At 73.3% G+C, this 23,772-nt stretch carries 19 protein-coding genes; 13 read left to right on the forward strand and 6 right to left on the reverse strand.

The genetic code is table 11. The features are described 5' to 3' along the window. Positions 1 to 131: 131 nt before the first annotated feature. Genes HUT19_RS07045 through HUT19_RS07055 form a run of 3 tightly spaced genes read left to right on the forward strand, consistent with a single transcriptional unit; the run spans position 132 to position 3,210 of the window. On the forward strand, positions 132 to 371 hold the full coding sequence (locus HUT19_RS07045; protein ID WP_176179628.1) for a hypothetical protein: 240 nt from the start codon (positions 132 to 134) through the stop codon (positions 369 to 371). Next, complete coding sequence (locus tag HUT19_RS07050; RefSeq protein ID WP_176179629.1) at positions 368 to 2,704, forward strand: cation-translocating P-type ATPase; 2,337 nt, start codon at positions 368 to 370, stop codon at positions 2,702 to 2,704. Before HUT19_RS07045 ends, HUT19_RS07050 begins: the two co-directional genes overlap by 4 nt. After that, positions 2,704 to 3,210 (forward strand): copper chaperone PCu(A)C, encoded by a 507-nt coding sequence (locus HUT19_RS07055; RefSeq protein ID WP_176179630.1) that lies wholly within the window; start codon positions 2,704 to 2,706, stop codon positions 3,208 to 3,210. The genes HUT19_RS07050 and HUT19_RS07055 overlap by 1 nt, the downstream gene beginning before the upstream one ends. A gap of 512 nt (positions 3,211 to 3,722) precedes the next feature. Here HUT19_RS07055 and HUT19_RS07060 read toward each other — a convergent pair. Further along, a complete protein-coding gene (locus HUT19_RS07060; protein ID WP_254885471.1) occupies positions 3,723 to 4,334 on the reverse strand; it encodes a sigma-70 family RNA polymerase sigma factor in 612 nt (203 codons plus the stop codon). 49 nt (positions 4,335 to 4,383) lie between these two features. Here HUT19_RS07060 and HUT19_RS07065 point away from each other — a divergent pair, with 49 nt between their 5' ends. Continuing rightward, positions 4,384 to 4,602 carry a zf-HC2 domain-containing protein gene (locus HUT19_RS07065; protein ID WP_176179632.1) on the forward strand — a complete coding sequence of 73 codons (219 nt, stop codon included), beginning with the start codon at positions 4,384 to 4,386 and terminating at the stop codon, positions 4,600 to 4,602. 173 nt (positions 4,603 to 4,775) lie between these two features. Here HUT19_RS07065 and HUT19_RS07070 read toward each other — a convergent pair whose 3' ends face one another. Then, positions 4,776 to 5,444 carry a hypothetical protein gene (locus HUT19_RS07070; protein ID WP_303331591.1) on the reverse strand — a complete coding sequence of 223 codons (669 nt, stop codon included), beginning with the start codon at positions 5,442 to 5,444 and terminating at the stop codon, positions 4,776 to 4,778. Between the two features lie 256 nt (positions 5,445 to 5,700). On the opposite strand from HUT19_RS07070, the gene HUT19_RS43920 reads away from it, so the two are divergent. From HUT19_RS43920 to HUT19_RS07085, 4 genes are all read left to right on the forward strand, one after another. Continuing rightward, positions 5,701 to 5,829 carry a hypothetical protein gene (locus HUT19_RS43920; RefSeq protein WP_303331592.1) on the forward strand — a complete coding sequence of 43 codons (129 nt, stop codon included), beginning with the start codon at positions 5,701 to 5,703 and terminating at the stop codon, positions 5,827 to 5,829. A 48-nt stretch (positions 5,830 to 5,877) separates the two neighbouring features. Continuing rightward, a complete protein-coding gene (locus HUT19_RS07075) occupies positions 5,878 to 7,143 on the forward strand; it encodes a GAF domain-containing protein (RefSeq protein ID WP_176179633.1) in 1,266 nt (421 codons plus the stop codon). Between the two features lie 214 nt (positions 7,144 to 7,357). Then, the gene (locus HUT19_RS07080) at positions 7,358 to 8,881 is read left to right on the forward strand and encodes an aldehyde dehydrogenase family protein (RefSeq protein ID WP_176179634.1); all 1,524 of its coding nucleotides are present in this window, start codon (positions 7,358 to 7,360) and stop codon (positions 8,879 to 8,881) included. Between the two features lie 105 nt (positions 8,882 to 8,986). Further along, on the forward strand, positions 8,987 to 9,607 hold the full coding sequence (locus tag HUT19_RS07085; RefSeq protein WP_176179635.1) for an L-threonylcarbamoyladenylate synthase: 621 nt from the start codon (positions 8,987 to 8,989) through the stop codon (positions 9,605 to 9,607). Between the two features lie 181 nt (positions 9,608 to 9,788). On the opposite strand, the gene HUT19_RS07090 is transcribed toward HUT19_RS07085, so the two are convergent. Further along, positions 9,789 to 10,559 (reverse strand): hypothetical protein, encoded by a 771-nt coding sequence (locus HUT19_RS07090; protein ID WP_176179636.1) that lies wholly within the window; start codon positions 10,557 to 10,559, stop codon positions 9,789 to 9,791. 352 nt (positions 10,560 to 10,911) lie between these two features. Between HUT19_RS07090 and HUT19_RS07095 the strand changes: the two genes are divergently transcribed. After that, a complete protein-coding gene (locus HUT19_RS07095; RefSeq protein WP_176179637.1) occupies positions 10,912 to 13,566 on the forward strand; it encodes a LuxR family transcriptional regulator in 2,655 nt (884 codons plus the stop codon). A 155-nt stretch (positions 13,567 to 13,721) separates the two neighbouring features. Beyond that, positions 13,722 to 14,081 carry a DUF779 domain-containing protein gene (locus HUT19_RS07100; RefSeq protein ID WP_176179638.1) on the forward strand — a complete coding sequence of 120 codons (360 nt, stop codon included), beginning with the start codon at positions 13,722 to 13,724 and terminating at the stop codon, positions 14,079 to 14,081. Between the two features lie 54 nt (positions 14,082 to 14,135). Here the strand turns inward: HUT19_RS07100 and HUT19_RS07105 are convergent, their stop codons facing one another. Both HUT19_RS07105 and HUT19_RS07110 read right to left on the reverse strand, forming a co-directional pair. After that, positions 14,136 to 16,343, reverse strand: coding sequence for a bifunctional diguanylate cyclase/phosphodiesterase (locus HUT19_RS07105; protein ID WP_176179639.1), 2,208 nt, complete (start codon positions 16,341 to 16,343; stop codon positions 14,136 to 14,138). A gap of 621 nt (positions 16,344 to 16,964) precedes the next feature. Further along, complete coding sequence (locus tag HUT19_RS07110; protein WP_176179640.1) at positions 16,965 to 17,228, reverse strand: UBP-type zinc finger domain-containing protein; 264 nt, start codon at positions 17,226 to 17,228, stop codon at positions 16,965 to 16,967. A gap of 211 nt (positions 17,229 to 17,439) precedes the next feature. Here HUT19_RS07110 and HUT19_RS07115 point away from each other — a divergent pair, with 211 nt between their 5' ends. After that, positions 17,440 to 19,098 (forward strand): CdaR family transcriptional regulator, encoded by a 1,659-nt coding sequence (locus tag HUT19_RS07115; protein ID WP_176179641.1) that lies wholly within the window; start codon positions 17,440 to 17,442, stop codon positions 19,096 to 19,098. Positions 19,099 to 19,138: 40 nt separating this feature from the next. Here HUT19_RS07115 and HUT19_RS07120 read toward each other — a convergent pair whose 3' ends face one another. Next, positions 19,139 to 20,557 carry a peptidase C39 family protein gene (locus HUT19_RS07120; protein WP_176179642.1) on the reverse strand — a complete coding sequence of 473 codons (1,419 nt, stop codon included), beginning with the start codon at positions 20,555 to 20,557 and terminating at the stop codon, positions 19,139 to 19,141. Positions 20,558 to 20,734: 177 nt separating this feature from the next. On the opposite strand from HUT19_RS07120, the gene HUT19_RS07125 reads away from it, so the two are divergent. Further along, positions 20,735 to 21,418, forward strand: a complete 684-nt coding sequence (locus HUT19_RS07125) for a uridine kinase (RefSeq protein ID WP_254885472.1) — start codon at positions 20,735 to 20,737, stop codon at positions 21,416 to 21,418. Positions 21,419 to 21,828: 410 nt separating this feature from the next. Next, positions 21,829 to 23,733, forward strand: coding sequence for an AAA family ATPase (locus HUT19_RS07130; protein WP_176179643.1), 1,905 nt, complete (start codon positions 21,829 to 21,831; stop codon positions 23,731 to 23,733). Positions 23,734 to 23,772 lie beyond the last annotated feature (39 nt).

The following is a 23,772-nucleotide window of genomic DNA, read 5'->3' on the forward strand; positions in this document are numbered from 1 at the left end:
CCCCGCCCGTGGCATGCGCCGCGTCGTCCGCGGGAGCGCTCCGGTTCCCCGGGACGGACAGGAGGAATGTCACCCGGCGGCAGGGGCCCGGAGGGCGGCCGGGGTGGCTCCGGCCGTGCCACGATGCGGCGATGACTTCACGTCAGCACAGCCCCTTCGTGCTCCTGACCGCCTTCGTCCTGCTGCTCGCCGCGATGTTCGGCGCGGCCTACGCGGTCGGGGCGGCGGTGGGCCCCGTCGCCCCCGGAATGCACGACGGCGGCGGTTCCGGGTCCGGGACCGGTCCTGGTGACGGCCGTACCGGGCACGACGGCGGTGGGGCGGACGGCGGTGGCATGGGCGGGATGCACGGCATGGGGACAGCCCGATGAGCGCTCCCCCGGCCACCGGATCCACGTCCTTCACCACCGAGTTGGTGGTGGGCGGGATGACCTGTGCTGCGTGTGTGCGACGCGTCGAGAAGCGGCTCGGCCGGGTCGGGGGCGTCGAGGCGAGCGTCAACCTGGCCACGGGGCGGGCCCGGGTGACCCACCCGGCCGCCGTGCCGACGGCCGAACTGGTGGCGGCCGTGGAGGGCGCGGGCTTCACCGCCCGGCCGGTGCCGCCCCCGGGCCCGCCGCCGGGGCCGCCGCCGGGGCCGTCCGCGAAGCGGGCCACGGCAGAGGGAGCCGGGACAGAGGCGGCCGACCGGCACCGCGTACCGGTCACCGCGCTGCTCTCGGCGCCGGTCCTGGTGCTCTCCATGGTCCCGGCCCTCCAGTTCCGCAACTGGCAGTGGCTGTGCTTCGTCCTGACAGCACCGGTGGTGGTCTGGAGCTCCTGGCCGTTCCACACCCGTGCACTGCGCGGGCTGCGGCACGGCGCGGCGACGATGGACACGCTCGTCTCGCTGGGCGTCCTCGCCTCGTTCTCGTGGTCCGCGTACGCCCTGTTCCTCGGCGGCGCCGGGGATCCGTCGATGCGGATGCCGTTCTCGCCGCTGCCGAGCGCTCCGGGCGGCACACCGCATGTGTATCTGGAAGCGGCCGTCGGCGTCCCGCTGTTCGTCCTCACCGGACGGCTGCTCGAGGCGCGCGCCCGGCACGGCACCGGCTCCGCGCTGCGCGCCCTGGCCTCGCTCACGGTCAAGGACGTCGTCCTCGCGGCGGACGGGGACACACCGGAACGCCGTGTCCCCATCGGTGAGTTGGGCGTCGGCGACCGGTTCGTGGTGCGCCCCGGGGAACGGGTGGCCACCGACGGCGTGGTCACGGCGGGCGGTTCGGCCCTCGATCTGTCGCTGGTGACGGGCGAGAGCGCACCGGTCGAGGTGGCTGCGGGCTCGCCGGTCGTGGGTGGCGCGGTCAACTCCGGCGGACTGCTGGAGGTACGGGCCGAGGCGGTCGGGGCCGACACCCGACTGGCCCGGATCGCCCGTCTGGTGGCCGACGCCCAGTCCGGCAAGGCACGCGCGCAGCGGCTCGCGGACGCCATCGCCGCCGTGTTCGTACCGGCCGTGCTCGCGGTCGCCGTCAGCGTGCTCGGCTTCTGGCTGGGCGCGGGCGCGGCCCCCGAGGCGGCCGTCACGGCCGCGGTGGCCGTCCTGGTCGTGGCCTGCCCCTGTGCGCTGGGTCTTGCCACCCCCACCGCCCTGCTCGCCGCCACCGGCCGCGGCGCCCAACTCGGCATCCTGGTCAGCGGTCCGCGCGCGCTGGAGCGGCTGCGTCGGGTGGACACCGTGGTCCTCGACAAGACGGGCACGCTGACCCACGGGGTGATGGAGGTGGCCGAGGTGACCTCCCGCGCCCGGCCCGACGGCCTCGGCCGGGCCGAGGCGGTCCGGTTGGCCGGCGCGGCCGAACACGGCTCGGAACACCCGATCGGCCGCGCCCTGGTGGCGTACGCCGGTACCGCACTGCCGCCGGTGACCGAGTTCGTGGCGACGCCCGGACGCGGGGTGACCGGCCGGGTCGAGGGCCACCACGTGGAACTGCTCCGTCCTGACGACCAGCCCCTTCCACCCGAACTCGGCGACGCCGCGGAGGCCGCCGGACGGGAGGGGCACACCGCCGTGGTGCTGTGGGTCGACGGACGGGCCGAGGCGGTCTTCGCGCTCGGGGACGGCCTCCGCTCCGGCGGCTACCGCGCCGTCGACCATCTCAAACGGCTGGGCCTGAGGCCCGTGCTCGCCACTGGCGACGGACCCGCCGCCGCCCGCTCTGCCGCCGGGCAACTCGGCATCGACGAGGTGCGCTCCCGGATGACGCCCGAGGGCAAGGCCGAGCTGGTGCGGGAGTTGCGGGCACGTGGGCACCGGGTCGCGGTCGTCGGCGACGGGGTGAACGACGCCGCCGCCCTCGCCCACGCCGACCTCGGCATCGCCATGGGCGGCGGCACCGACGCGGCGATCGGCGCGGCCGATGTGACACTGGTGCGCGAGGACATCCACGCGCTCGCCGACGCGGTCCGGCTGGCCCGTCGCACCCTGGGCACCGTACGGGCCAATCTGCTGTGGGCGTTCGGCTACAACCTCCTCACCCTGCCGCTGGCGGCCGTCGGCCGGCTCGGCCCGATGGTGGCCGCCGCCGCGATGTCCGTCAGTTCGGTCGTGGTGGTCGGCAACAGCCTGCGGCTGCGCGGCTGGGAGCCGTCGGGGGCGCGTGGATCGCGCGGGATGCGCGGGATGCGCGGGATGCGCGGGTCGCTGGGGAGGTCCGGCCGGTGATGAGCTCCCTGCTGCGTGCCGCGCCGGCGCCCGTCGTCGCGTGTGCGCTCACCCTCGTCGGGCTCGTCGCCTGGACGGTGACCGGTGCCGCGGGCTCCCCCGCCGACGTCCACGTCACCCGCGCCCGAGTGCTGCTGCCCTCGAACCCCGACGCCACCGCCGCCTTCTTCGACCTGCGCAATACAGGTGGCGCGGACGACGAACTCCTGTGCGTCACCACGCCGTTGACCGATCGCGCCATGCTCAGCCGCCGGGTCGTACGGCGTGGCGCGGGCTCGATGCGCATGGTGTCCTCGGCGCGTATCGCCGCCCACGGCACCCTGCGGATGTCGGCGGAGGAGCTGGATGTGATGCTCCGGCCCGCGCCGAGGCGGTTGCGGGCCGGTGACCGGGTGCCGTTCGTGCTGCACTTCCGTGAGAGCGGGCGGGTTCGGGTGGCGGCTGTTGCGGTCCGGCCGGGCACCGCGGCGGACCGAGCGGCGTCTCCTCGCATGCCCGGCACATGAGGCGGTGATCAGGGCCCTCTTCGGGTGTGAGGAGGGCCCGTGATCACACCGCCCGGCGTGGCACCGGGGCGTTCGGCACCGGCCGCCCCCCGCCGGCCGGTGCGCGGCGGCCGACACGGGGTCGCCACGCCGCGCAGACGATGCTGCCGTCTCCCGCGCGACGCGTCGTTGGCAACGGGCGCCGGGCGATTGGCACACGGCGCCACGGTGTTCCGTTCGGCGCGTCCGGGCGTCGACGGGCCCTACGGCCGGACGCCGGCGCCCCTGGGGCGGTCCTCAGCCGTCCCTGGGGCGGCCCTCGGCCACGTCCCTGGCCGGCCCCCGCAGCCACTCTCCGAACGGCGCTCGGCGAGCTCTCCAGCGGCAACCCGGCAGCACGCCGACGCACCCCCGGCGGCTCTCCGGCAGTGCGTGGCGGCCCGCTCGGCGAGCTCTCCAGCGGCCCCGGCCACGGCGCCGTCCCCGCGCCCCCGGCCGGTCACGCGACCGTCGCGTGACCGGCCGGTCGGCCGCTACCCGGTGCCCGCCAACTCGGGTTCGCACAGGGCCGACGGGAGCCCGTCGGGCTGGTCCGGCGCCGTCAGCTCGCCGATCAGGGCCTCGCGGGCGCGGGCCACCCGGGAGCGGACCGTGCCCACCGGGCAGCCCGCGACGACGGCCGCCTCGGCGTACGGCAGACCCAGCATCTGGGTCAGCACGAACGCCTCGCGCCGCTCGTACGGCAGCAGCGCCAGCAGTTGCGTCAGCGCCACGCCCTCGTCGAAGCCGACGACCGGCAGCCCCCGGCTCTGGGTGCGTTCGGCCGCCGCCTGCCAGTCGTCGGTGTCCGACAGCCGCGGACGGGCCGCGTTGCGGCGCAGCCGGTCGACCACCGTGCGGCGGGCGATCGACAGCAGCCAGGTGCGCGCGGAGGACCGGGCCTCGAAGCGCGGCAGACCGCCCAGCGCGCGCAGATACGTCTCCTGTACGAGGTCGTCGGCCGACTGCGGATCGTCGCTCAGCCGCGACACATAGCGCCACACATCGCGCTGGGTGGCGCGGATGAAGCGGTCGACGGCGTCGGGGTCGCCACCGCGCGCGGCGAGCGCCCAGGCCGTCACGGTCTCGTCGTCACGCTCCGGCACGGGCACCTCCGGTCGCCGCGCGGCGGACACCATCGGGGACGATGAGGGAGTGAGCTGCGCAGCGTTCCGTACCGCCCTCTCCGCTCGTGTCGACGGCGAGGCGCTCCCGCCGGAGATGCCGGAGGGGGCGCTCGACGCCCATCTGCGGGTGTGCCCGGAGTGCCGTGGCTGGGGTGAACGAGCCCGGGAACTGCGGGAGTTGGCGGCACGCATCGACGATGCGCGGTTCGACGGCGCACGGCTCGAGGTGCGCTTCGACCGGGAGTGAGCGCCCCGGGGCCGGGGCGGGGAGAGTGGCCGGGGCCGGATGCCGTCGTGGCACGGCCGGGCGGCTGCGGGCAGGGGTCATCGCCTGCGGTCCTTCCTGGAGTCCGGACACCGCCGCTGGGCGGTCGGTCCGGTGACACGGTTCGGTGTGCGGGTGCCGTCGCGTGGCGCCCCTCAGAGGGCGGGGACGGCGGACCGCACCGGCGGACCTCGGGTGGCGATGACATGGACGAGCAGCAGTCGGCGCAGCCGCTGCGCGGTGCCCTCGCGCGCGGCGCGCGGACGCGGTGGGCCGGGTGGCAGCGGGGTGCCGAGGAGCAGGGCCAGCAGCGGCGCGAAGAGCCGGGTGGCCAGGGTGCGTACCAGCCGGAAGAGCCGGAACACGGCCTGTTCGCCACCCGAGAGCCACATCCCGCACACCAGGGCCACCAGGACGTGGGCGGACCACATGCCGGGCGCGCCGTGGCCCATGACACCGTGGCCCATGGCGCCGTGCGCGGACATGGCGTCCATGGACATCGTGTCCATGGAGTCATGTGCGTGAAGGTGGCCGTGGGCCATGTGCGTGGCGTGGCGGGCATGTCCGGCCCCGGACATCGCACCGGCCCCCGGCGTCGAACCCGCTGCCCCGGCCGCCCCCGCCGTCAGCTCCTGCGCACGTGTGAAACCCATGTGCAGCGCCGACTGCGCCCCCACCGTCGCCGCCGTGATCAGCAGCGGCCCGCGCTCCCGCCCCGCCACGGCCCATGCGGCACCACCGGTGACCAGCACCGCCACCCCGATGGCCCACCACGGCACACCCGTACCGGACATCACCGCGTGGCCGAGCGCGGCGAGCAGCACACAGACCGCCGCGAACAGTGCTGCCCGCTACGCCCGTAGCCCGTGCCCCGCTTCCATGACGCCCTCATCGTCGCATTCGTGGCGTCCGCGCCGACGCCGGGGGCGCACTGACGCACCCCACCGTCCCATGAACGCGGAGAGGCGCCACGCCGTACCTGAACGCGACTTGTTCCGACTATTGCGGGGCATCCGCCTCACAAGGAAATCTGAACGCAGGCGGCCCCACACCGCCCGTGTGTGAACCAAAGGATCGATCATGAGCTCCGAGCAGTGCCCGAACTGCGGTGGCCATCTCGCGGTCAACCAGGACGGGTGGAAGATCTGTCACTCCTGCGGCTATGCCTCGCCGCCCGGCGTCGCACCCGCCCCGTCCCTGCCCACCTGAGCCCCCGGCCCCAGACCCCTCCGTCCGTACTGCTGAGCGAGGCCCCCCGTGGTCAACCCCTGGCTGGCGATGGCACCCGGCACGAACCCGGCGGAGCGCACCCGTGCCGTGCGCCGCGCCCATGAGGAGTTCCTGACGGAGGGGGCCGTGGATCCCACCGTCCGTCCCGTGGTGGCGGATTCGTGGCGGCGCTCGGCCGACGCCCGGGTGACACAGGAGTGCGTGGCGCCGATCGAACTGGCGGACGACACGCTGGAGGCGTACCGGGCGGAACATCCGCTGGCGCGGGTGATGCCACTGTTCCGGGAGCTGCTGGGCGCGATCGCCTACGACGGGGCCCATCTGATGGCGGTCTGCGACGAGCAGGGGCGGCTGCTGTGGGTGGAGGGGCACACCGGCGTACGGGACCGGGCCGAGCGGATGAACTTCGTGGCCGGGGCGCGCTGGGACGAGCGCCACGCGGGCACCAACGCGCCGGGGACGGCGCTCAGCATCGACCACGCGGTGCAGATCTTCGCCACCGAGCACTTCAACCGCACCGTGCAACCGTGGACCTGTGCCGCTGCCCCGGTCCACGATCCGCACACCGGACGGCTGCTGGGCGCCGTGGACATCACCGGCGGGGACCATCTGGCCGCCCCGCACAGCCTGGCCCTGGTGCAGGCGACCGCGCGCGCCGCCGAGGCGCAGCTCGCCGCCACTTCGCCACGGACACGCGGACCGCGGGTCAGTCTGTCGGCACTGGGCCGGGACGAAGCGCTGCTGGTGGCCGACGGACGACGGCTGCGGCTGGGGCGGCGGCACAGCGAGATCATGGTGCTGCTGGCGGGCCACCCGGAGGGGCTGAGCGGCGACCGGCTGGCGCTGGAGCTGTACGGGCAGCGGGCCGACCGGCGGTCCCCGGTGACGCTGCGCGCGGAGCTGTCCCGGCTGCGCCGTCTGGTGGGGCCGCTGCTGGGCTCGCGTCCGTACCGGCTGTGCGCGCCGGTGCGCACCGATGTGGCGGTGGCCGCCGACGCGCTGGCGGCGGGCGATACGCGCACGGCGCTCGATGCCTATCCGGGTCCGCTGCTGCCGCTGTCGGAGGCGCCGGGGGTGTGCCGGATGCGGCAGGTGCTGGAGGACGGTCTGCGGCGCGCCGTGGTGTCCCACGGTGATCCGGAGCTGCTGCGGCGGTGGGCGCAGACACCGTGGGGCGAGGACGACTTGGAGGTGGCGGAGGCACTGGTGGCGGCGGTGCCGGAGGGGGCGCCGGGCCGGGCGGTCCCGGCGGCGCGGGTGCGGCGGCTGCGCGAGGTGTACGGGCTGGCGTGACCGGGCCCGAACCGGTGTGCACCGCCGACACGAGCCGCCGTGGAGCCGCTGGCTTGAACCGGCCGTCGGTGCGCAACGTCCGCGCAACGTCCCGGTGCCTAGCCTCGTTCCGTCTTCGACGAGGAGTGCCGCCGCCACGAGGAGCGCCGCCGAGGGGTGGCGGCTTCCCGGGGTGGGCGGCCGAGAAGAGGAACCACCACGGGAGGGCCGCCCCATGACGCGATACGCAACCCCGGGCTCCGAGGGTTCGGTCGTCAGCTACCAGCCACGCTATGACCACTGGATCGGCGGGGAGTACGTACCGCCCGCCCAGGGGCAGTACTTCGAGAACCCGAGTCCGGTCGACGGGAAGACGTTCACCGAGATCGCCCGGGGCACCGCCGAGGACGTCGAACGGGCCCTGGACGCCGCGCACGCCGCCGCCCCCGCCTGGGGCCGTACCGCGCCCGGGGACCGTTCGTCGGTCCTGCTGAAGATCGCCGACCGGATGGAACAGCACCTGGAGGAGCTGGCGGTCGCCGAGAGCTGGGAGAACGGCAAGCCGGTGCGCGAGACGCTGGCCGCCGACATCCCGCTGGCCATCGACCACTTCCGCTATTTCGCGGGGGTGATCCGGGCCCAGGAGGGCAGTCTCTCCGAGATCGACGACGACACGGTGGCGTACCACTTCCATGAGCCGCTGGGCGTGGTCGCGCAGATCATCCCGTGGAACTTCCCGATCCTGATGGCCGCCTGGAAACTGGCCCCGGCGCTGGCCGCGGGCAACGCGGTGATCCTCAAGCCCGCCGAGCAGACACCCGCCTCGATCCATGTGTGGATGGGGCTGATCGCCGATCTGCTGCCGCCGGGTGTGGTCAACATCGTCAACGGCTTCGGTGTGGAGGCCGGAAAGCCGCTGGCGTCCAGTCCGCGGGTGGCGAAGGTGGCGTTCACCGGTGAGACCACCACCGGCCGCCTGATCATGCAGTACGCGAGCGAGAACCTGAAGCCGGTCACGCTCGAACTGGGCGGGAAGAGCCCGAACATCTTCTTCGACGACGTCTGGGCGGCGGACGACGACTTCCGGGACAAGGCGCTGGAGGGGTTCACCATGTTCGCCCTCAACCAGGGCGAGGTGTGCACCTGTCCGTCGCGGGCGCTGGTCCAGGACGGCCACTACCAGGAGTTCATGGACGCGGCCGTGGCCCGCACCGAGAAGATCGTGCAGGGGCACCCCCTGGACACCGAGACCATGATCGGCGCCCAGGCCTCCAACGACCAGCTCGAGAAGATCCTTTCGTATCTGGACATCGGCAAGCAGGAGGGCGCCCGCATCCTCACCGGAGGCACCCGCGCGGAGCTCGGCGGTGAGCTGGAGGGCGGCTACTACGTCCGGCCCACGATCTTCGAGGGCGCCAACCACATGCGGGTCTTCCAGGAGGAGATCTTCGGCCCGGTGGTGGCGGTCGCCCGGTTCGCCGACTTCACCGACGCGATCGAGATCGCCAACGACACGCTCTACGGCCTGGGCGCGGGCGTCTGGACCCGCGACGGCTCCACCGCCTACCGCGCCGGACGCGCCATCCAGGCGGGCCGTGTCTGGACCAACTGCTACCACGCCTATCCGGCCCATGCCGCCTTCGGCGGCTACAAGCAGTCCGGAATCGGGCGCGAGACCCACAAGATGATGCTGGACCACTACCAGCAGACCAAGAACCTGCTGGTGTCCTACTCCCCCAAGAAGCTCGGTTTCTTCTAGAGACCCGAAGGGGCGTCTGCCGGGCAGCTGCCCGGCAGACGCCCCCGAGCCGCTTGGCACACTATTTTATATGAGCGGTTCGGCCGGATCCCGTAGGCTCGGCGGATGGCGAAGTATTTCGATGTGCACCCCGAAAACCCCCAACCGCGCACCATCGGCAGTGTGGCCGACCGGATCCGTTCCGGCGCGCTCGTCGCCTACCCGACGGACTCCTGCTTCGCCCTGGGCTGCCAGCTGGGCAACCGTGAAGGGCTCGGCCGGATCCGGTCGATCCGGAACCTCGATGACCGCCACCACTTCACCCTGGTCTGCCAGAGCTTCGCTCAGCTGGGCCAGTTCGTGCATATCGACAAAGACGTCTTCCGCGCGGTCAAGGCGGCCACCCCCGGCAGCTACACCTTCATCCTCCCCGCGACGAAGGAGGTGCCGCGCCAGCTGCTGCACCCGAAGAAGAAGACGGTCGGGGTCCGGATTCCCGACCACGTCGTCGCTCAGGCCCTGCTCGCCGATCTCGGTGAGCCGCTGCTCTCCAGCACCCTGCTCCTCCCCGACGAGGAGGAACCGATGACGCAGGGCTGGGAGATCAAGGAACGGCTGGACCACGTGGTCGACGCCGTCGTCGACTCGGGCGACTGCGGCACCGAGCCGACCACGGTCATCGACTTCTCCAGCGGCGAAGCCGAGATCATCCGCCGAGGGGCTGGGGACACCGCGCGGTTCGAGTGACGAAATCAGCCGTCGACGCCCGACATCCACGGCCCCGCACCGCGAAGTGCCGTCACCGGACGCTGAGGCAGACCTCCCGCTCGTCCCTGGCCAGGCGGTAGCCGCCATGTCCGCCGGCGCAACGACGATCGATCCGTCGCGGATCATCGGCAGACGGATGACGTCCGCGCCACCTGCGCCCTCACCGGCGGGGCAGCCTGTAGCGGAAACGGAGCTCGAAGACGCCCTTGAGGCTCCCGGTCGCCGGGTCGAAGCGCCTGAGGTCGGCGATCTCGATACCGCTGCCGCGAATGCCCGCGAACTCCCCGGTGCCGCCGAGGATGACCCCGCGGCCGTCCTTCCGGGGGCCCGCTGTCGTGGTCGCGTTCAGCCTGCCCACCCAGGGCTTCCTGCCGGCGAAGGCGGGCTTGAAGACCTTGGTGGCGACCTTCGTCGAGTTCTCGATCTGGTCGAGGACGAGGGACCCGCGGCCGGGGAAGAACAGGGTCCAGACCGTGTGGGTGAGCATCGTGCCGGACTCGAAGTCGGTCTTCGGCAGCACCTCCTCGATCTCGGTGGAGAAACCGACGACCTTGCCGTTCTTGTCGCGGATTTTCCCGCCCAGGGCGAAGGCCTTCCGCAGTTCGGGTTCGGTGAATTTCGCGATCCCGGAGGGGAACACCGCCAGCGGGAGATTCCCCTGGTGCGTCTCGAAGACACCGTCCTTGGGCACTCGGGCGAAGAAGGACTCCTCGATCCAGCCGGATTCCTTTCCGGTGCCGCTCCGTTCCGACGTGGCGGGGCCGGAGCGGCCGTGGTCATCGGAGTCGAGCGCGTACACCCCGGCCGGGACGACGATCGCGGCCACCACGGCGCTTGCGACCCAGATCATCACGCGACGGCGTTCGGCGCCCTTGTCCGGCATGTCACCGTTCGGCAATTCATCGTTCCGTATGCCATCGGGCTCGGTCATGGCTATCTCCTCACCGGGTTTTCCGCATCGCGGATCCGCAATGCGAGGAAAGCATCGTCACTCCGCCGCGGCGCCATTCCGCGAGTAGTCGCTACTCCCCGCCGTGGGAGGCCGGTCCCGGCGGCTTCGGTCGCCCGTTGAGTACGACTTGCTCATGTCCGGGCCCCGCGGCCGGGGGATCCTCTGCGAGGAAGGACCGGCTCGGCCCACGGAGCCGAGCCGGTCCTCGGGGACGGACCAGTGATGTCACGGATTCGGGCGACGGGCCCCGGGGCCCAAGCTGGCGGTGCCGCATGCCGACGGCTGCGTACGGCGGACCCGCTGCCCGTTCCGAACGCTGAAGGACATCTCGATGGCTACCGCAGTTCCCGCGGCACCGTCCCCGCCGCCCCCGTACTCCGGAGGGCCGACGCCCTCGTCCCCCGACGAGGCGGACGCACTCCACACGGTCGGTCTGACCAGCGAGCCGCCCCTCGTGGGCAGGGAGCGCGAGCTGACCGCGGGCCTCACCGTGCTCGGCCGCCGCCAGGGACCCGGCGGTGTACTGCTGACCGGACCCGCCGGGATCGGCAAGAGCCGTCTCGGAGAGGAACTCACCGCGGCGATCCTCCCGCCGCACCCCGGCGGCGCGCCGGTGCCCACGGCCGGTGCCGTCACCGGAGTCGACCGGCTGGCGCCCGGCAGCGTACTGCCCACCGTCCGGCGGCTGCTGCACGCCGAGGCCCGGCGGCCACGTCTGCTGTGGATCGACGACGCCCATCTGCTGTCGCCGCAGGCGATCGAACCGCTGCTGCTCCTGCTCCGGCGGCGCCGCGACAAGATGCTCCTGGCCGTCAACCCCGACGAGGCCCCGTCGCATCTGCACGCGCTGTGGAAGGACCAGCACCTCGCCCGGGTGGATCTGGCACCGCTGGACGTCCCGGCCTCCCGGCGGCTGGCCGGTGCCCTGCTGGGCGACCGGCTGGCCCAGACCGGTGTCGCCCGGCTGGCCCGGATGTCCGCGGGCAACCCCCTGCTGCTGCGCGAGTTGGTGCGCGCCGCGCTCGCCCAGGGCGTACTGCGGCAGGACGGGGGCTGGTGGCACCTCGACGACGCCCTGCCCACCTCCGACGCGCTGCGCGACCTGGCCGACCGCAGACTCCGGCCGCTCGGTACCGAGTCCCGGCGCGCCCTGGAGCTGATCGCGCTGGCCGAGCCCGCCCGGCTGGACGTCCTGGAGGGTCTCGTCGGGCTGCCCACCCTGCTGGACCTGGAGGACCGGGGGCTGATCCAGGTCCCCGACCCGCGCCGCCGGGCCGCCGGGCCCACCGCCGCGGCGGTCCGCATCGCCCACCCGTATCTGGGGCATGTGCTGCGCCAGGGCGTGGCGCCGCTGCGCCGCAAGCACTATCTGCGGACCTGGACCGGCGCGCTGCCCGGTCCCGGGGTGCGGCTCCCGGCCGAGCGGATCCTGCTGGCCCAGTGGCATCTGGACGCCGGGGACGTGCCCGCCCAGGACGCGCTGCTGGAGGCGGCACAGGACGCCCTGAGGGCCCATGAGCTGCCGACCGCGGTCCGGTTGGCCGCCGCGGCCTGGGACCACTACGGCACGGCGGAGGCGGCCGAGGTCAGGGCGCGTACACTCCTGGCCCGCGCCGAGTTCGTGGAACTCCACGCCTTCGTCACGGCGGTGCGTGCCGAACACCCGGAGTACGGCGCGGCGCTGGATCCCGTCCGGGCGCGCGCCTTCGTCTTCCAGGGGCGTCCCGGTGACGCCGAGGAGATGGCGCGAGGGCTGCCCGCGGCCGACGCGGCGCTGGTCAGCGGGATGGTGTGCTTCTTCCGGGGGCACTTCGGCGAGGCGCTGGAGCACTGCGCGCCGCTGCTGCGCGCCCCGTTGGCCACGCACCGGCTGGAGTCGGGCCTCTTCGCCATGGCGACCCTGTGCTACCAGGGGCGGCCGTCGGACGCCCTGGAGCACTACAGGCGGCTGCGGGAGGACACCGAGCTGCCCTCCTCGACCGCCTGGCCGCTGATCCAGGACTCCCTGGAGGAACTGCACGCGGTGGCACTGCTGTTCGCCGGCCGGCTCGAGGAGGCGGAGATCCTGCTGACCCGCGAGTACCACGCGGCCACCCGCGAGTACGCGACCCGGGTCGACGCACAGCGCGGGCTCTCCCTGGGCGCGGTGCTGTACGAGCGCGGCCGCCCGCGCCAGGCCCTGGCGTACCTCACCTTCACCCCCGCCTACCAGGTCGGCTGGCAGCCGTGGGAGGCCATGTCCCGCGTCTACTCCGAGCTGGCCATGAGCTGTCTGCCGTCCGGGGCCGGTCCCGCCGAGGGCGACGTCAGCGGCGACGACACCCTCGGCGGGCTGTTCGGCGGCCACTGTCGCGGCGCCCTGCGGCTGGCCCGCGCACGCCGGGCCCACCGCGCCGGGGACGTCAAGGGCGCCACCCGCGTCCTGCACGACGCCGTCGAGGACGCGCTCTCCCACGACGGCTACGCGGATGTGGTGGCGGTGCTGCACGAGTGCGCGCGCCTGGGCCTGGAGCAGCATCCCGCGGTGCACCGCGAACACCCCGTCCAGGGGCCGTCGCTGCGCGCCCGGCTGCTCTACGCCCGCGCGGTGGCCGACGGTGACGCCAGGCTCCTGGGGCAGGCGGCGCGGACGCTGGCCGAGACCGGTGCCCATCTGTACGCGGCCGAGGGCTACGCCGAACTCGCGCGGCTGCACCACCGAGCGGGCCGCGGCCGGGCCGCGACCGCGGCGACGGCCCAGGCCCGTACGCTGCTCAAGCGCTGCGACGACGTGGTCACCCCGCCCCTGGACTTCCTCGGGGAGAGCACACCGCTGTCGGCGCGCGAGCGCACGGTGGCACGGCTGGCGGCCCAGGGGCTGACCGACAAGGAGATCGCGGGCCAACTGGTGATCTCACCGCGGACCGTGAGCAACACCCTGTACCGGATCTACCAGAAGACCGGTGCCACCGACCGCAGACATCTGCGGCAGCTGCTGTCCGCGTGACGGAACGGCCGAGCGGCCGAGCGGCCGAGCGGCCGAGGGGGCGCCGTCGGCGCACCCCGCGCGGCCGGGCACGCACCCGTGCAACCATCTCGCAACGTGGGAGCGGGTTGGCTGGGTCGGTACCGTGGGGTGCCGGTCAGGAGAGGAGCCGCAGGATGTCCGAGGTGTCGCGGATCGCGCTGACCCCGTCCGCCGCCGACCTGATCCGCCGACTGAGCGCGGTCCACGGGCCGCTGATGTTCCATCAGTCGGGCGGCTGCTGCGACGGCAGCGCGCCGATGTGCTATCCGCTGGGCGAGTTCCGTACCGGTGCGTCCGACGTACTGCTCGGGGAGCTGGTGGTGGACGGGGTCGAGCGGCCGGTGGGCTTCTGGATGTCGGCGTCGCAGTTCGAGCGGTGGCGGCATACGCATCTGACGGTGGACGTGGTGCCGGGGCGGGGCGGCGGCTTCTCGCTGGAGGCGCCGGAGGGCGTCCGGTTCCTGATCCGCTCACGGCTGCTGGACGCCGGATAGCGGCTCCGGAGCCCGGCCCCCGCCGCTGTCGGTCGACTGCGGCTCCGGCGCCTTTCAGCTGGCGTCGGCCAGTGCCAGGGTGTGCAGCCGCTCCGGCGGGCCGGGGCGGGCGTAGTACCACCCCTGCGCGGTGTCGCAGCCGAGCATCCGCAGATGTTCGGCCTGCACCGCGGTCTCCACGCCCTCCACGGTCACGGCGAGGTCGAGGGTGTGGGCGAGCGAGACGATCCCCTCGACGATCTTGACGTCGACGGGGTCGGCCGGCGCGCGCTGCATACCGCGGGTGAAGGAGCGGTCCAGTTTGAGCTGGCTGACCGGCAGCCGCCGCAGGTACGAGAGGTTGGAGTAGCCGGTGCCGAAGTCGTCCAGGGCGATGTCCACGCCCAGGTCGGCGAGTTGGCGCAGCGGCCGCAGGGCGTCCTCGTCGGCGCCGATGAGGTCGTTCTCGGTGACCTCCAGGCACAGGGTGCTGGGGCACAGCCCGGCGTTCTCCAGCACCGCCACGGTGTCGGAGACCAGGGTGGGGTGGCTGAGCTGGCACGGCGAGAGGTTGACGTTGACGCGCAGCGGCTCGCCGTCGTCCTCGGCGCCGTCCCGCCACTTCCGGGCCTGCCGGGCGGCCTGCTCCAGCACCCAGCGGCCGAGCGGGACGATCAGGCCGGTGTCCTCGGCCAGCGGGATGAACTGGTCGGGGCCGAGCACCCCGTGCACCGGGTGCAGCCAGCGGACGAGCGCCTCGGCGCCGCGTACGGTGCCGTCGGCGAGCCGTACCAGCGGCTGGTACTCGATGAAGAACTCGCCCTTCTCCAGGGCGGAGGGCAGACCGTTGGTGAGGCTGTGCCGGGCGATCACCCGGGCGTTGGAGTCGGCGTCGGCGAGTTCGTAGCGGTTGCCGCCCGCGGCCTTGGCCCGGTACATGGTGATGTCGGCGCTGCGCAGCACCTCCGCCCGTCCGATCTCACCGGCCCGGCCGTCGACGACGCCGATGCTGACCCGCACCTGGAGTTCGCGGCCCTCGACGCGGACGGGCTCGGCCAGCGCGGCGAGCATCCGGCGGGCCAGCGCGGTGCCGTCGGCCTGTGCGGAGGGGCCGGTGACCAGGGCCATGAACTCGTCGCCGCCGACGCGGGCGATGAGTTCGTCGGGGGAGGTGAGGCAGGCGTGCAGCCGTTCGGCGACGGCGATGAGCATCCGGTCGCCGGTGGAGTGGCCGAGGCTGTCGTTGACGGCCTTGAAGCCGTCGAGGTCGAGGTAGCACACACCGAACCGCTCGGCGTCCGCGTCGGCGGCGAGCACCTGGTCGAGGCGTTCGAGGAACAGGGCCCGGTTGGGCAGTCCGGTCAGTTCGTCGTGGGTGGCCTCGTAGCGCAGCCGCTCCTGGAGTTCGCGGTGCTCGGTGATGTCCTCGGCGAGGGTGAGCTGGTACTGCGGGGCACCGGTGGAGTCGCGGAGCAGGGTGACCGTCAGATTGGTCCACAGCACGCTGCCGTCGTCGCGGTAGTGCGGCTTCTCGATGCGGAAGTGGTCGCGCTCGCCGTGCACCAGCTGGCGGTAGAGCTCATGGGCGCCCGGGGCGTCGTCGGGGTGGACGAACTCGTTGACGTTGCGGCCGGGCCGGAAGAAGTCCCGTCCGCCGAACATGGCGGCCATGGGGTCGTTGACGACGAGGATCTCGCCGTCGAGCGCGGCGATACCGACGCCGATGACGGCACCCTCGAACACCGCCCGGAACTTGGCCTCGCTGGCGTGCAGGGCCCTCTCGGCCTCGGTACGGGCGGCCAGCGCCGCCCGGGAGATGGCCTGCTGGGCGTCGCGTTCGCGGGCGCGCAGCTCGCGGACGAACCCGGCGGCCAGCGCGTGCTGCAACCGGGCGCAGCGGGCGCGCGCCTCGGCCTCGTCCAGCTCGTCCGGCGGGCAGTGGTCCACCAGATGGGCGTCGACGGCGCCCAGGACGGCGGGCAGCGCCTCGGGTTCGGTGCACTGGGCGTCGACCAGGGCGGCCCCGACCTCGTAGGCCGCCGCGGTGTCGAAGGGACGGGTGTGCAGCGCCGTGGCCAACTGGCGGGCCAGCGGCAGCAGATGGTCCTCGAACTCCTCGAGGGTCACGGTCGTGGCCGCGACCGGGTGGACAGCGCGGCTCCAGAGCGCCGCGAAGCGTTTCAGCCTGATGTCCGCCGCGCGGGCGGCGTCTTCGGTACGCTCCTCGACGGCGCCCTCTCCGGCGTCGCCGTCACGTCTCGGCCCGCCCGGCTCCGACGTCATATCGCATGCTCCGCGGAATGGCCCGCCCGGCCCGTTCCGCCCTTGTCCGCGGCGCTCGTTCCCTCCGGCCGCCAGTCCACGTCCTGCACTTCCTTCGCCCTCTTCCGGCTTCCGGGGCCGCCCTCGGGTCGTCCGCGTCCTCGGGGAAGTGGAGCACGACGAAGAGCGGCAGGGCAACCCGCTGCTGAGGCGAGATTACTGATCAACCGCTCGGCGGGGAAAGGAAAAACGGAAATCGACAGTCCGTATCGAGCCGGGGAGAAGGGAGAAGCCGGGAGAAGCCGGGCACCTGTCAGCGGCACCTGCCACCGTCCGGATCGCGCCATCGCGCACCCCTCCGGATCGGGCCCCGCCGCAGGACGGCGCGGGAATGCGGCGGTCCGCGGAGGCGGTGACCGGGGTGCTCAGGCGGCGTATGCCGCGGCGTCCGGACCCATGACGGCCGGGGGCAGCGGCGGGGCCGATACGGCGGGGTTCGGCCACCCGGAACGGGGACGGTGATGCTGAGCACACTGTCCGCCAATCCGCCCCGGCCCGGGCGGAGCTGTGCCCGTCGTCCCCCATCTCCGGTGGAGCGCGGGGATGTTGGGCGGCTCACATCCTCGCGCGTTCCCCCCGGTCTCAGACCGGCGCGTGGTGCTCGTAGCACCACCGCCAGTCCTCCCCCGGCTCCATGGACGCCATGACGGGGTGGCCCTGATCGGCGGCGTGGACGCGGGCGTGCTTGAGCGGCGAGGAGTCGCAGCAGCCCACATGCCCGCAGGTCAGACAGAGCCGCAGATGGACCCAGAGGGAACCCATGCGCAGACACTCCTCGCACCCCTCGAGGGTACGCGGGGTGACGTCCCGCACCATCTCCAGATGCGGATCCGTTTCGATGGTCATCGCCTTCGCCCTTCGCCGCCGCCGTCGGCATGGCGTCGCCACCGGTGTCACCAGTGGCGGTGGACCGCCACTGGTGACAAGTGTGACAAGAGTGGAGGTCGGTGCGCCTGCACCTGGCGGGTCGAGAGTGCCCCGCGGGAGCCACCCCGCGGATACAGAAGACTCGACGCTGTATGGGGTGATTCTTCAGGAAATGGGTACTCCGCCGTCCATGGCTCCCTCAGGCGTCATCCACGATCTGCTGTCGCGCTGTCTGACGATGTTCGACAGCAGGGACGAGGCCGACATACTGCGCCGGGCGATGGCGCAGGTCAGCGCGGTCGGGCCGGGCCGTGCCGAGGCGGGCTATCTGCTGCTCGGCGATGCCCTGGTGCGCTGTCCGCACAACGGGCCGCGGGCCACCGCCGCCCTCGACGCCCAGGTGCGGGAGCTGGCGGGACGGGACGGGCCGGTGCGGTTCCCCCGGCGGGCCTGGGGCTGGGCGTTCGGTCTGCGTGAGCCGGGCGGGCTGCGCGGTGCGCTGGTGGTCAGCTCACGCGACCGGCCCGGTGACGACGAGCGGTTCCTGCTCTCGGTGCTGGTGCGGCAGACGGCCGCGGCGCTGTCCATCGCCGCGGCCCACCGCCGGGAGCGGGCCCATGCCGCGGACGCCCGCCGGGCCCGGGACGAGCGGGAGGAGATCCGGCGGCGACTCCACTCCTCCCTGTCCGACCTGGGGCATCTGCGCGCGGTCCATGACGCCCTGGCCCGCGCGGCCGCCCGGGGCGACGGTGAGGACGGCATCGTCCGGGCGCTGCACCGGGTCACCGGTCTGCCCGCGGCGATCGAGGACCGGTTCGGCAATCTCCGCGCCTGGGCGGGGCCGGGCCGCCCGGATCCGTATCCCAAGCCCGACCCGGCCCACCGCGAGGAGCTGCTGCGCGACGCCGCCCGGCGGCCGCATCCGGTGCGGGCCAGGGACCGGCTGGTGGCGGTGGCCGCCCGGCGCGGTGAGGTGCTGGGCGCGCTGTCGCTGGTGGATCCCGGGGGCCGGGCCGACGAGCGGGCGGTACGGGCCCTGGACCACGCCGCGACCTCGCTCGCCCTGGAGCTGGCGCATCTGCGGGAACTGGCCGAGGTGGAGCTGCGGCTGCGGCATGAACTGGTCGACGATCTGCTCGCGGACACGGACGCACCCGGCGCCCATGCCCGTGCCGAGGCGGTGGGCCACGATCTGCACGGTCCGCACCATGTGATCGCGGTGCGCTGGTCCGGCCGGGCGGTGGACGACGCGTTCCTGGACGCGGTGGTCCGGACGGCCGCGGGCCTGGGCCTGCCGGTGCTGCCCACCCGGCGCGGCGGTACGGCGGTGCTGGTGGCCCGGGGCGTGCCGGGCGCGCGTTCGCTGTACGGGGCGCTGAGCCGGGAGGTCGGCAGCGGGGCCGGGGCGATCGGGGTGGGCGGGCGCTGCGAGGGTCCGCACGAGGTGCCGCGCTCCTACCAGGAGGCGCTGCGGGCGCTGGAGGTGCGCAGCCGTTCGCGCCCCGCGCACGGGATGACCTTCTTCGACGACCTGGGGCTCTACCGGATCCTGCCGCCCGGCGGTGACCACCGGGAGGTGGACCGGTTCGTCCGGGAGTGGCTGGGCCCGCTGCTGGACTACGACGCCCGGCACCACAGCGCCCTGGTGGAGACGCTGTCCCAGTACTTCGACTGCGGCGGACACTACAGCGAGGCCGCGGCGGCCCTGGTCATCCACCGCTCCACCCTGCGCTACCGGCTGCGGCGCATCCGCGAGATCACCGGGATGGATCTCGCGGATGTGGAGAGCAGGCTCAACCTCCAGGTGGCCACCCGGATGTGGAAGATCACGCGGGGTGGAGCGGACTAGGCGGAGCGCCGCGAGCGGACCAGGGCGCGGGGGTGGGAGCTCAGCCGATGCCGAGTTCCTTCAGCACCCGGCACTGGGCGGCGGTGGGCTTGGCCGGGAAGTAGAGGTAGCAGACGCCGCCGGTGCCGGAGACCACCTTGCCGTCGGCGTTGTAGCGCTTGGTGCGCAGCCAGATATTTTCCCACTGGCGCCGCTTGTAGACGTGGCGGACCGCGTCGTTGGTGGGCGAGGCCGGGTCGTTGGCGATGACATCGCCGTCGGCGGTGAAGCCGATGACGGTCATCAGGTGGCCCGAGGTGCCGTATCCCGCCCCGTCCAGCTCGGTCTTGAGGAAGGACTGCGAGGTGATCAGCGGAATGCCGACGCTGATCAGCTTCTCGGCGTCGGTGAGCGAGCCGAGCCGGGTGACCACGCCCTGGAGGTCGCGGTAGGTGGCGGCGTAGGCGGCGTTGAAGGGCCAGTTGCCGCAGCCGTCGTACTGGTAGTCGAAGGTGGCGCGGGCGGCGTGGCAGACCTGGGGGTCGGTGTAGTCGGGGTTGACCCAGGCGAGGTCGTCGGCGGTGGGCTTGCGACCCCAGTACTCGATGATCATCTGCGAGGAGGTGGGGCTGCACCACGCCTCGCCGCCGTTGTCGTACTCGGGGTACTGGCCCTTGTGGATCTCCTGCGAGTAGCGCGGGACGGTGAGTTCACGCACGCCGCCCGGGCTCGGCTCGGAGGCGGGCACCTCGAAGCGGTCGGGGACGTCCGAGCCCATCGCGCCGACCCGCCACACGGTGGGGGTGAGCGTGGTGCCGGGCTTGCGGTAGAGGGTGAGCCGGATCCGGTAGGAGACCAGCCGCAGCCCGCTCTCCGGGGCGTCGACGGAGAGGGTGTCGGTCCACACCGAGCTCTTGCCGTCGCTCTGGTCGTCCACCGAGGTGCGCCGGATGGATGCGGTGCCGTCGTCGGAGGCCCAGCGGCCCATCACGTACCAGGGCGTGCTGGTGGAGTCGGAGTAGGTGGCCTTCAGCTCGGCCTGGATCCAGGCACCGGCCGGGGTGCGGGCGTTCCAGGAGACGATGGCCTCGGTCGCGGGGATCGAGAGCTTGCGCACCGGGGAGGTCCAGGTCGCGTACTCCCACGCGGCCTTGGTGCCGGTGTGCGGATCGGTGTAGTCCGCGGTGCCCGCGGGGGTGGCGATCACGATGCCGGGACGGGTGCCGGACTGGGCGCGGACGCCCTTGGCGGTCCCGGCCTTCCAGTCGGCGGCACTGCTCCAGCCGTGGTACTCCGCGACCGCCGCGGCCTTGCCCTTCGGCTTCCGCGCCGCGCCCGCCTCCGGCCGCGGCGCCCCGGCCGGGCGGGCGGTCCCGGCCGGGGCCGCGGAGGCGCCGGCGGTGGAGACGGCGGCGGCGCCCGCGACACCGAGCGCGGCGGCGAGTACGGAACGGCGGGGCGTGGATCCGGATCTGCTCATACGGGGTTCCCCCAGTCGTCGTCCAGTCGTCCCATGGGGCGGCGGGTGCGTGACAGTCGCACAACTATGGCCGCCACGGGTGGTCTCAGACCAGTGATTCCCACCCCGTTCGCTCATCAATATTGGTGTGGACCAGTGGAGTGAACGTGTACGGCGGGCGCCGTAGGCTGGGCGGCGATGGACTCACCCGAACCGACCGGCACACCCGGTACAAACGAGCCCACCGGCACCCCGGGCAGCACCGGCAGCACCGACACGCTCGGCGTACTGGCCCGGCGGCTGCGTGCCCTGCCGGCCTCCTGCGGTGCGGTGCGGATCGTCGCCGTGGACGGACACGCCGGTTCGGGGAAGACGACCTTCGCGGGGCGGCTGGCGGCGGCGCTCGGCGGCGCCCCGGTCCTGCACACCGACGACCTCGCCACCCATGACGAGCTGTTCGGGTGGGCGGAGCGGCTGCACCGGCAGGTCCTCGACCCGCTCGCCCGCGGCACCGCCGCCCGGTACGCCCCGTACGACTGGGTGGCGCGCCGCTTCGCGGCGGACCGGCGGCGGCTGGATCCCGCTCCGGTCGTCCTGCTGGAGGGGGTGGGCAGCGGCCGTCGCGCCGTACGCCCACGGCTGGCCCATCTGTTGTGGATGGAGCTGCCCGACCATCTCTCCTGGCGGCGTGGCGAGCTCCGCGATGGACCGGAGCTGTCCGCATTCTGGGACGGCTGGCGACACGCCGAACGTCTGCACTTCGCCGCCGACCCCTCGCGTCCGCACGCCGACACCCTGGTGGCGCAGGGAACGAAGGGGTACGCGCTGCTGCCGGGACCGGCAGTGGTCGACCGAAACGACCCCCCGGCTCACACAGCGTGAGCTAGCCTGGCCGACCAGTCCGCCACTCGGTGCCCGAGGTGCGACGCGTGCCCCAACTCGGCTTGACCTGGGGGCCATACAGGTCTTACGTTCTCAATGTGCGACTCGTACGAGTCGCCCCACAACGCGAAGCCCCCGGTTGTTCCCCCGTGATCGGGGGCTTCGTCCTGTCTGGCGCCGGTTTTCCGGTGCTTTGCGCACAGCCCGGCTCACCCTCGGTGACCATGCGCTGTGTGGCGGGGCGTGGCTGTTCGCGCCCCATATACGCCCCCGTGCACACCCGCTCGGCATTGTGCGATTGCGACGAACAACAGTGCGGCACCCTCGGCCGGTGCCGCCTGCGCAGGTACGATGCCCAAGGGGCAGTCGCCCCTGCGGCATCCACGGGGGCAGGGGTGGTGGGGGACGTGATGGATTTCGGCTCGCAAGGATCGCACGCCCCGGCCGACCTCGCCTGGCTGAGGGCCGTCGACGCCTACACGATGGGCGCCTACGCACAGGCCGAGGAGGAGTTCCGGGCCGCCGTGCGGCACGACCCCGGTATGGCCGACGCCTGGCTCGGTCTGCACGCACTGCGCGCCGACACCGCCACCGCGCTGCTGCGGATGTACCGCCACCGCGACCGCTTCGGTGAACAGCGCGCCCGCCACCGCCGTACCCTCAACTCCTGGTACTGGCTGGGCTGGTGGGTCCAGCCGGTGCTGGAGACCAGCCGTGATCTGCTACTCGCCCACGCCTCCCACTGGCTGGACGGCCGCCATGTCCCCGAGCTGGACCGGGCGCTGGCCGGCTGCCCGCCGGTGGAGGCGGACCCCCAGGCCCGTTTTCTGCACGCCTGCCGCGCCTATCTCGTCAAGGACTGGGAGCAGTTGGTGCGGCACACCGAACCACTGCTGGACGATCCGCTCCTCGGCATCGAGGCCGGGCTCTTCGGCGGGATGGCCCGGGTCCGGCTGGAGATGTTCGGCCAGGCCGAACCGCTGCTCGCCGCCGCCCTGATGCGCTGCCGCAGCGAACAGCCCCAGCGCAAGGAGCTGCGCTACTGGCTCGCCCGCGCCCACGAGGGCACCGGGCGCAGCGCCGCCGCGCTCCCCCTGTACCGCGCGGTGCACCGGATCGATCCCACCTTCATGGACACCTCGGCGCGGCTCGCGGCGATAGCCGAGTCCGACGGGCTGGACGAGCCCGCGGACCTGGCGGCCGTCTCGCTGGCCGGAGTCGGCGGCCAGGACGCGGGCGACCTCCGCGACGGCGCGGCGGCCGACCCCGACCCGCTGCCCGCCGCCGACCCGGGCGACGGCCGTGAGCTGCGGACGGGCGGCGAGCCCGGACCCGGCGGTGGCGCGGCGCTCCTCGGCGCCGCCGTGGCGGGTTCCGGCGGCACCCGTGAGCGGTCCGGGACGCCCGCCCAGCCCGGGCCCTCCGATCCGGCGCTGCTGGAGAGCGCGTTGCAGGAGCTGGAGCGCATGGTCGGCCTGGAGCCGGTCAAGCGGCAGGTGCGGGCGCTGTCCGCACAGCTCCACATGGCGCGGCTGCGCGCCGGGCAGGGCCTGCCGGTCCAGCCCCCCAAGCGGCACTTCGTCTTCTCCGGCCCCTCCGGCACCGGCAAGACGACCGTGGCCCGCATCCTCGGCCGGGTCTTCTACGCGCTCGGGCTGCTGGGCGGCGACCATCTGGTGGAGGCAGGGCGCGCCGATCTGGTCGGCGAGTACCTGGGCCAGACGGCCGTGAAGGCCAATGAGCTGATCGACTCGGCACTGGGCGGAGTGCTTTTCGTGGACGAGGCGTACAGCCTGTCCAACTCCGGCTACAGCAAGGGCGACGCGTACGGCGACGAGGCCCTTCAGGTGCTGCTCAAGCGCGCCGAGGACAACCGCGACCGGCTGGTGGTCATCCTGGCGGGCTATCCGGAGGGCATGGACCGGCTGCTGGCCGCCAACCCCGGCCTCGGCTCGCGCTTCACCACCCGGGTGGACTTCCCCAGCTACCGTCCGCTGGAGCTGACCCGCATCGGCGAGGTGCTGGCAGCGGAGAACGGCGATGTGTGGGACGAGGAGGCCGTGGAGGAGCTGCGCAGCATCAGCGGCCATGTGGTGGACCAGGGCTGGATCGACGAGCTGGGCAACGGCCGCTTCCTGCGCACGCTGTACGAGAAGAGCTGTGCGTACCGGGATCTGCGGCTGTCCGGATGGACGGGCACCCCGACCCGGGACGATCTGGCCACACTGCGGCTGCCGGATCTGATGCAGGCGTACGGGGAGGTCCTGTCGGGCCGCGGTCCGATGTACCGCGACCCGCAGGACCCGCTGTCCTGACCGCCCCGCCGCGCCCCTCAGGGGCGCGGGGCTGTGTCG

Source organism: Streptomyces sp. NA02950 (assembly GCF_013364155.1).
GTDB lineage: Bacteria > Actinomycetota > Actinomycetes > Streptomycetales > Streptomycetaceae > Streptomyces.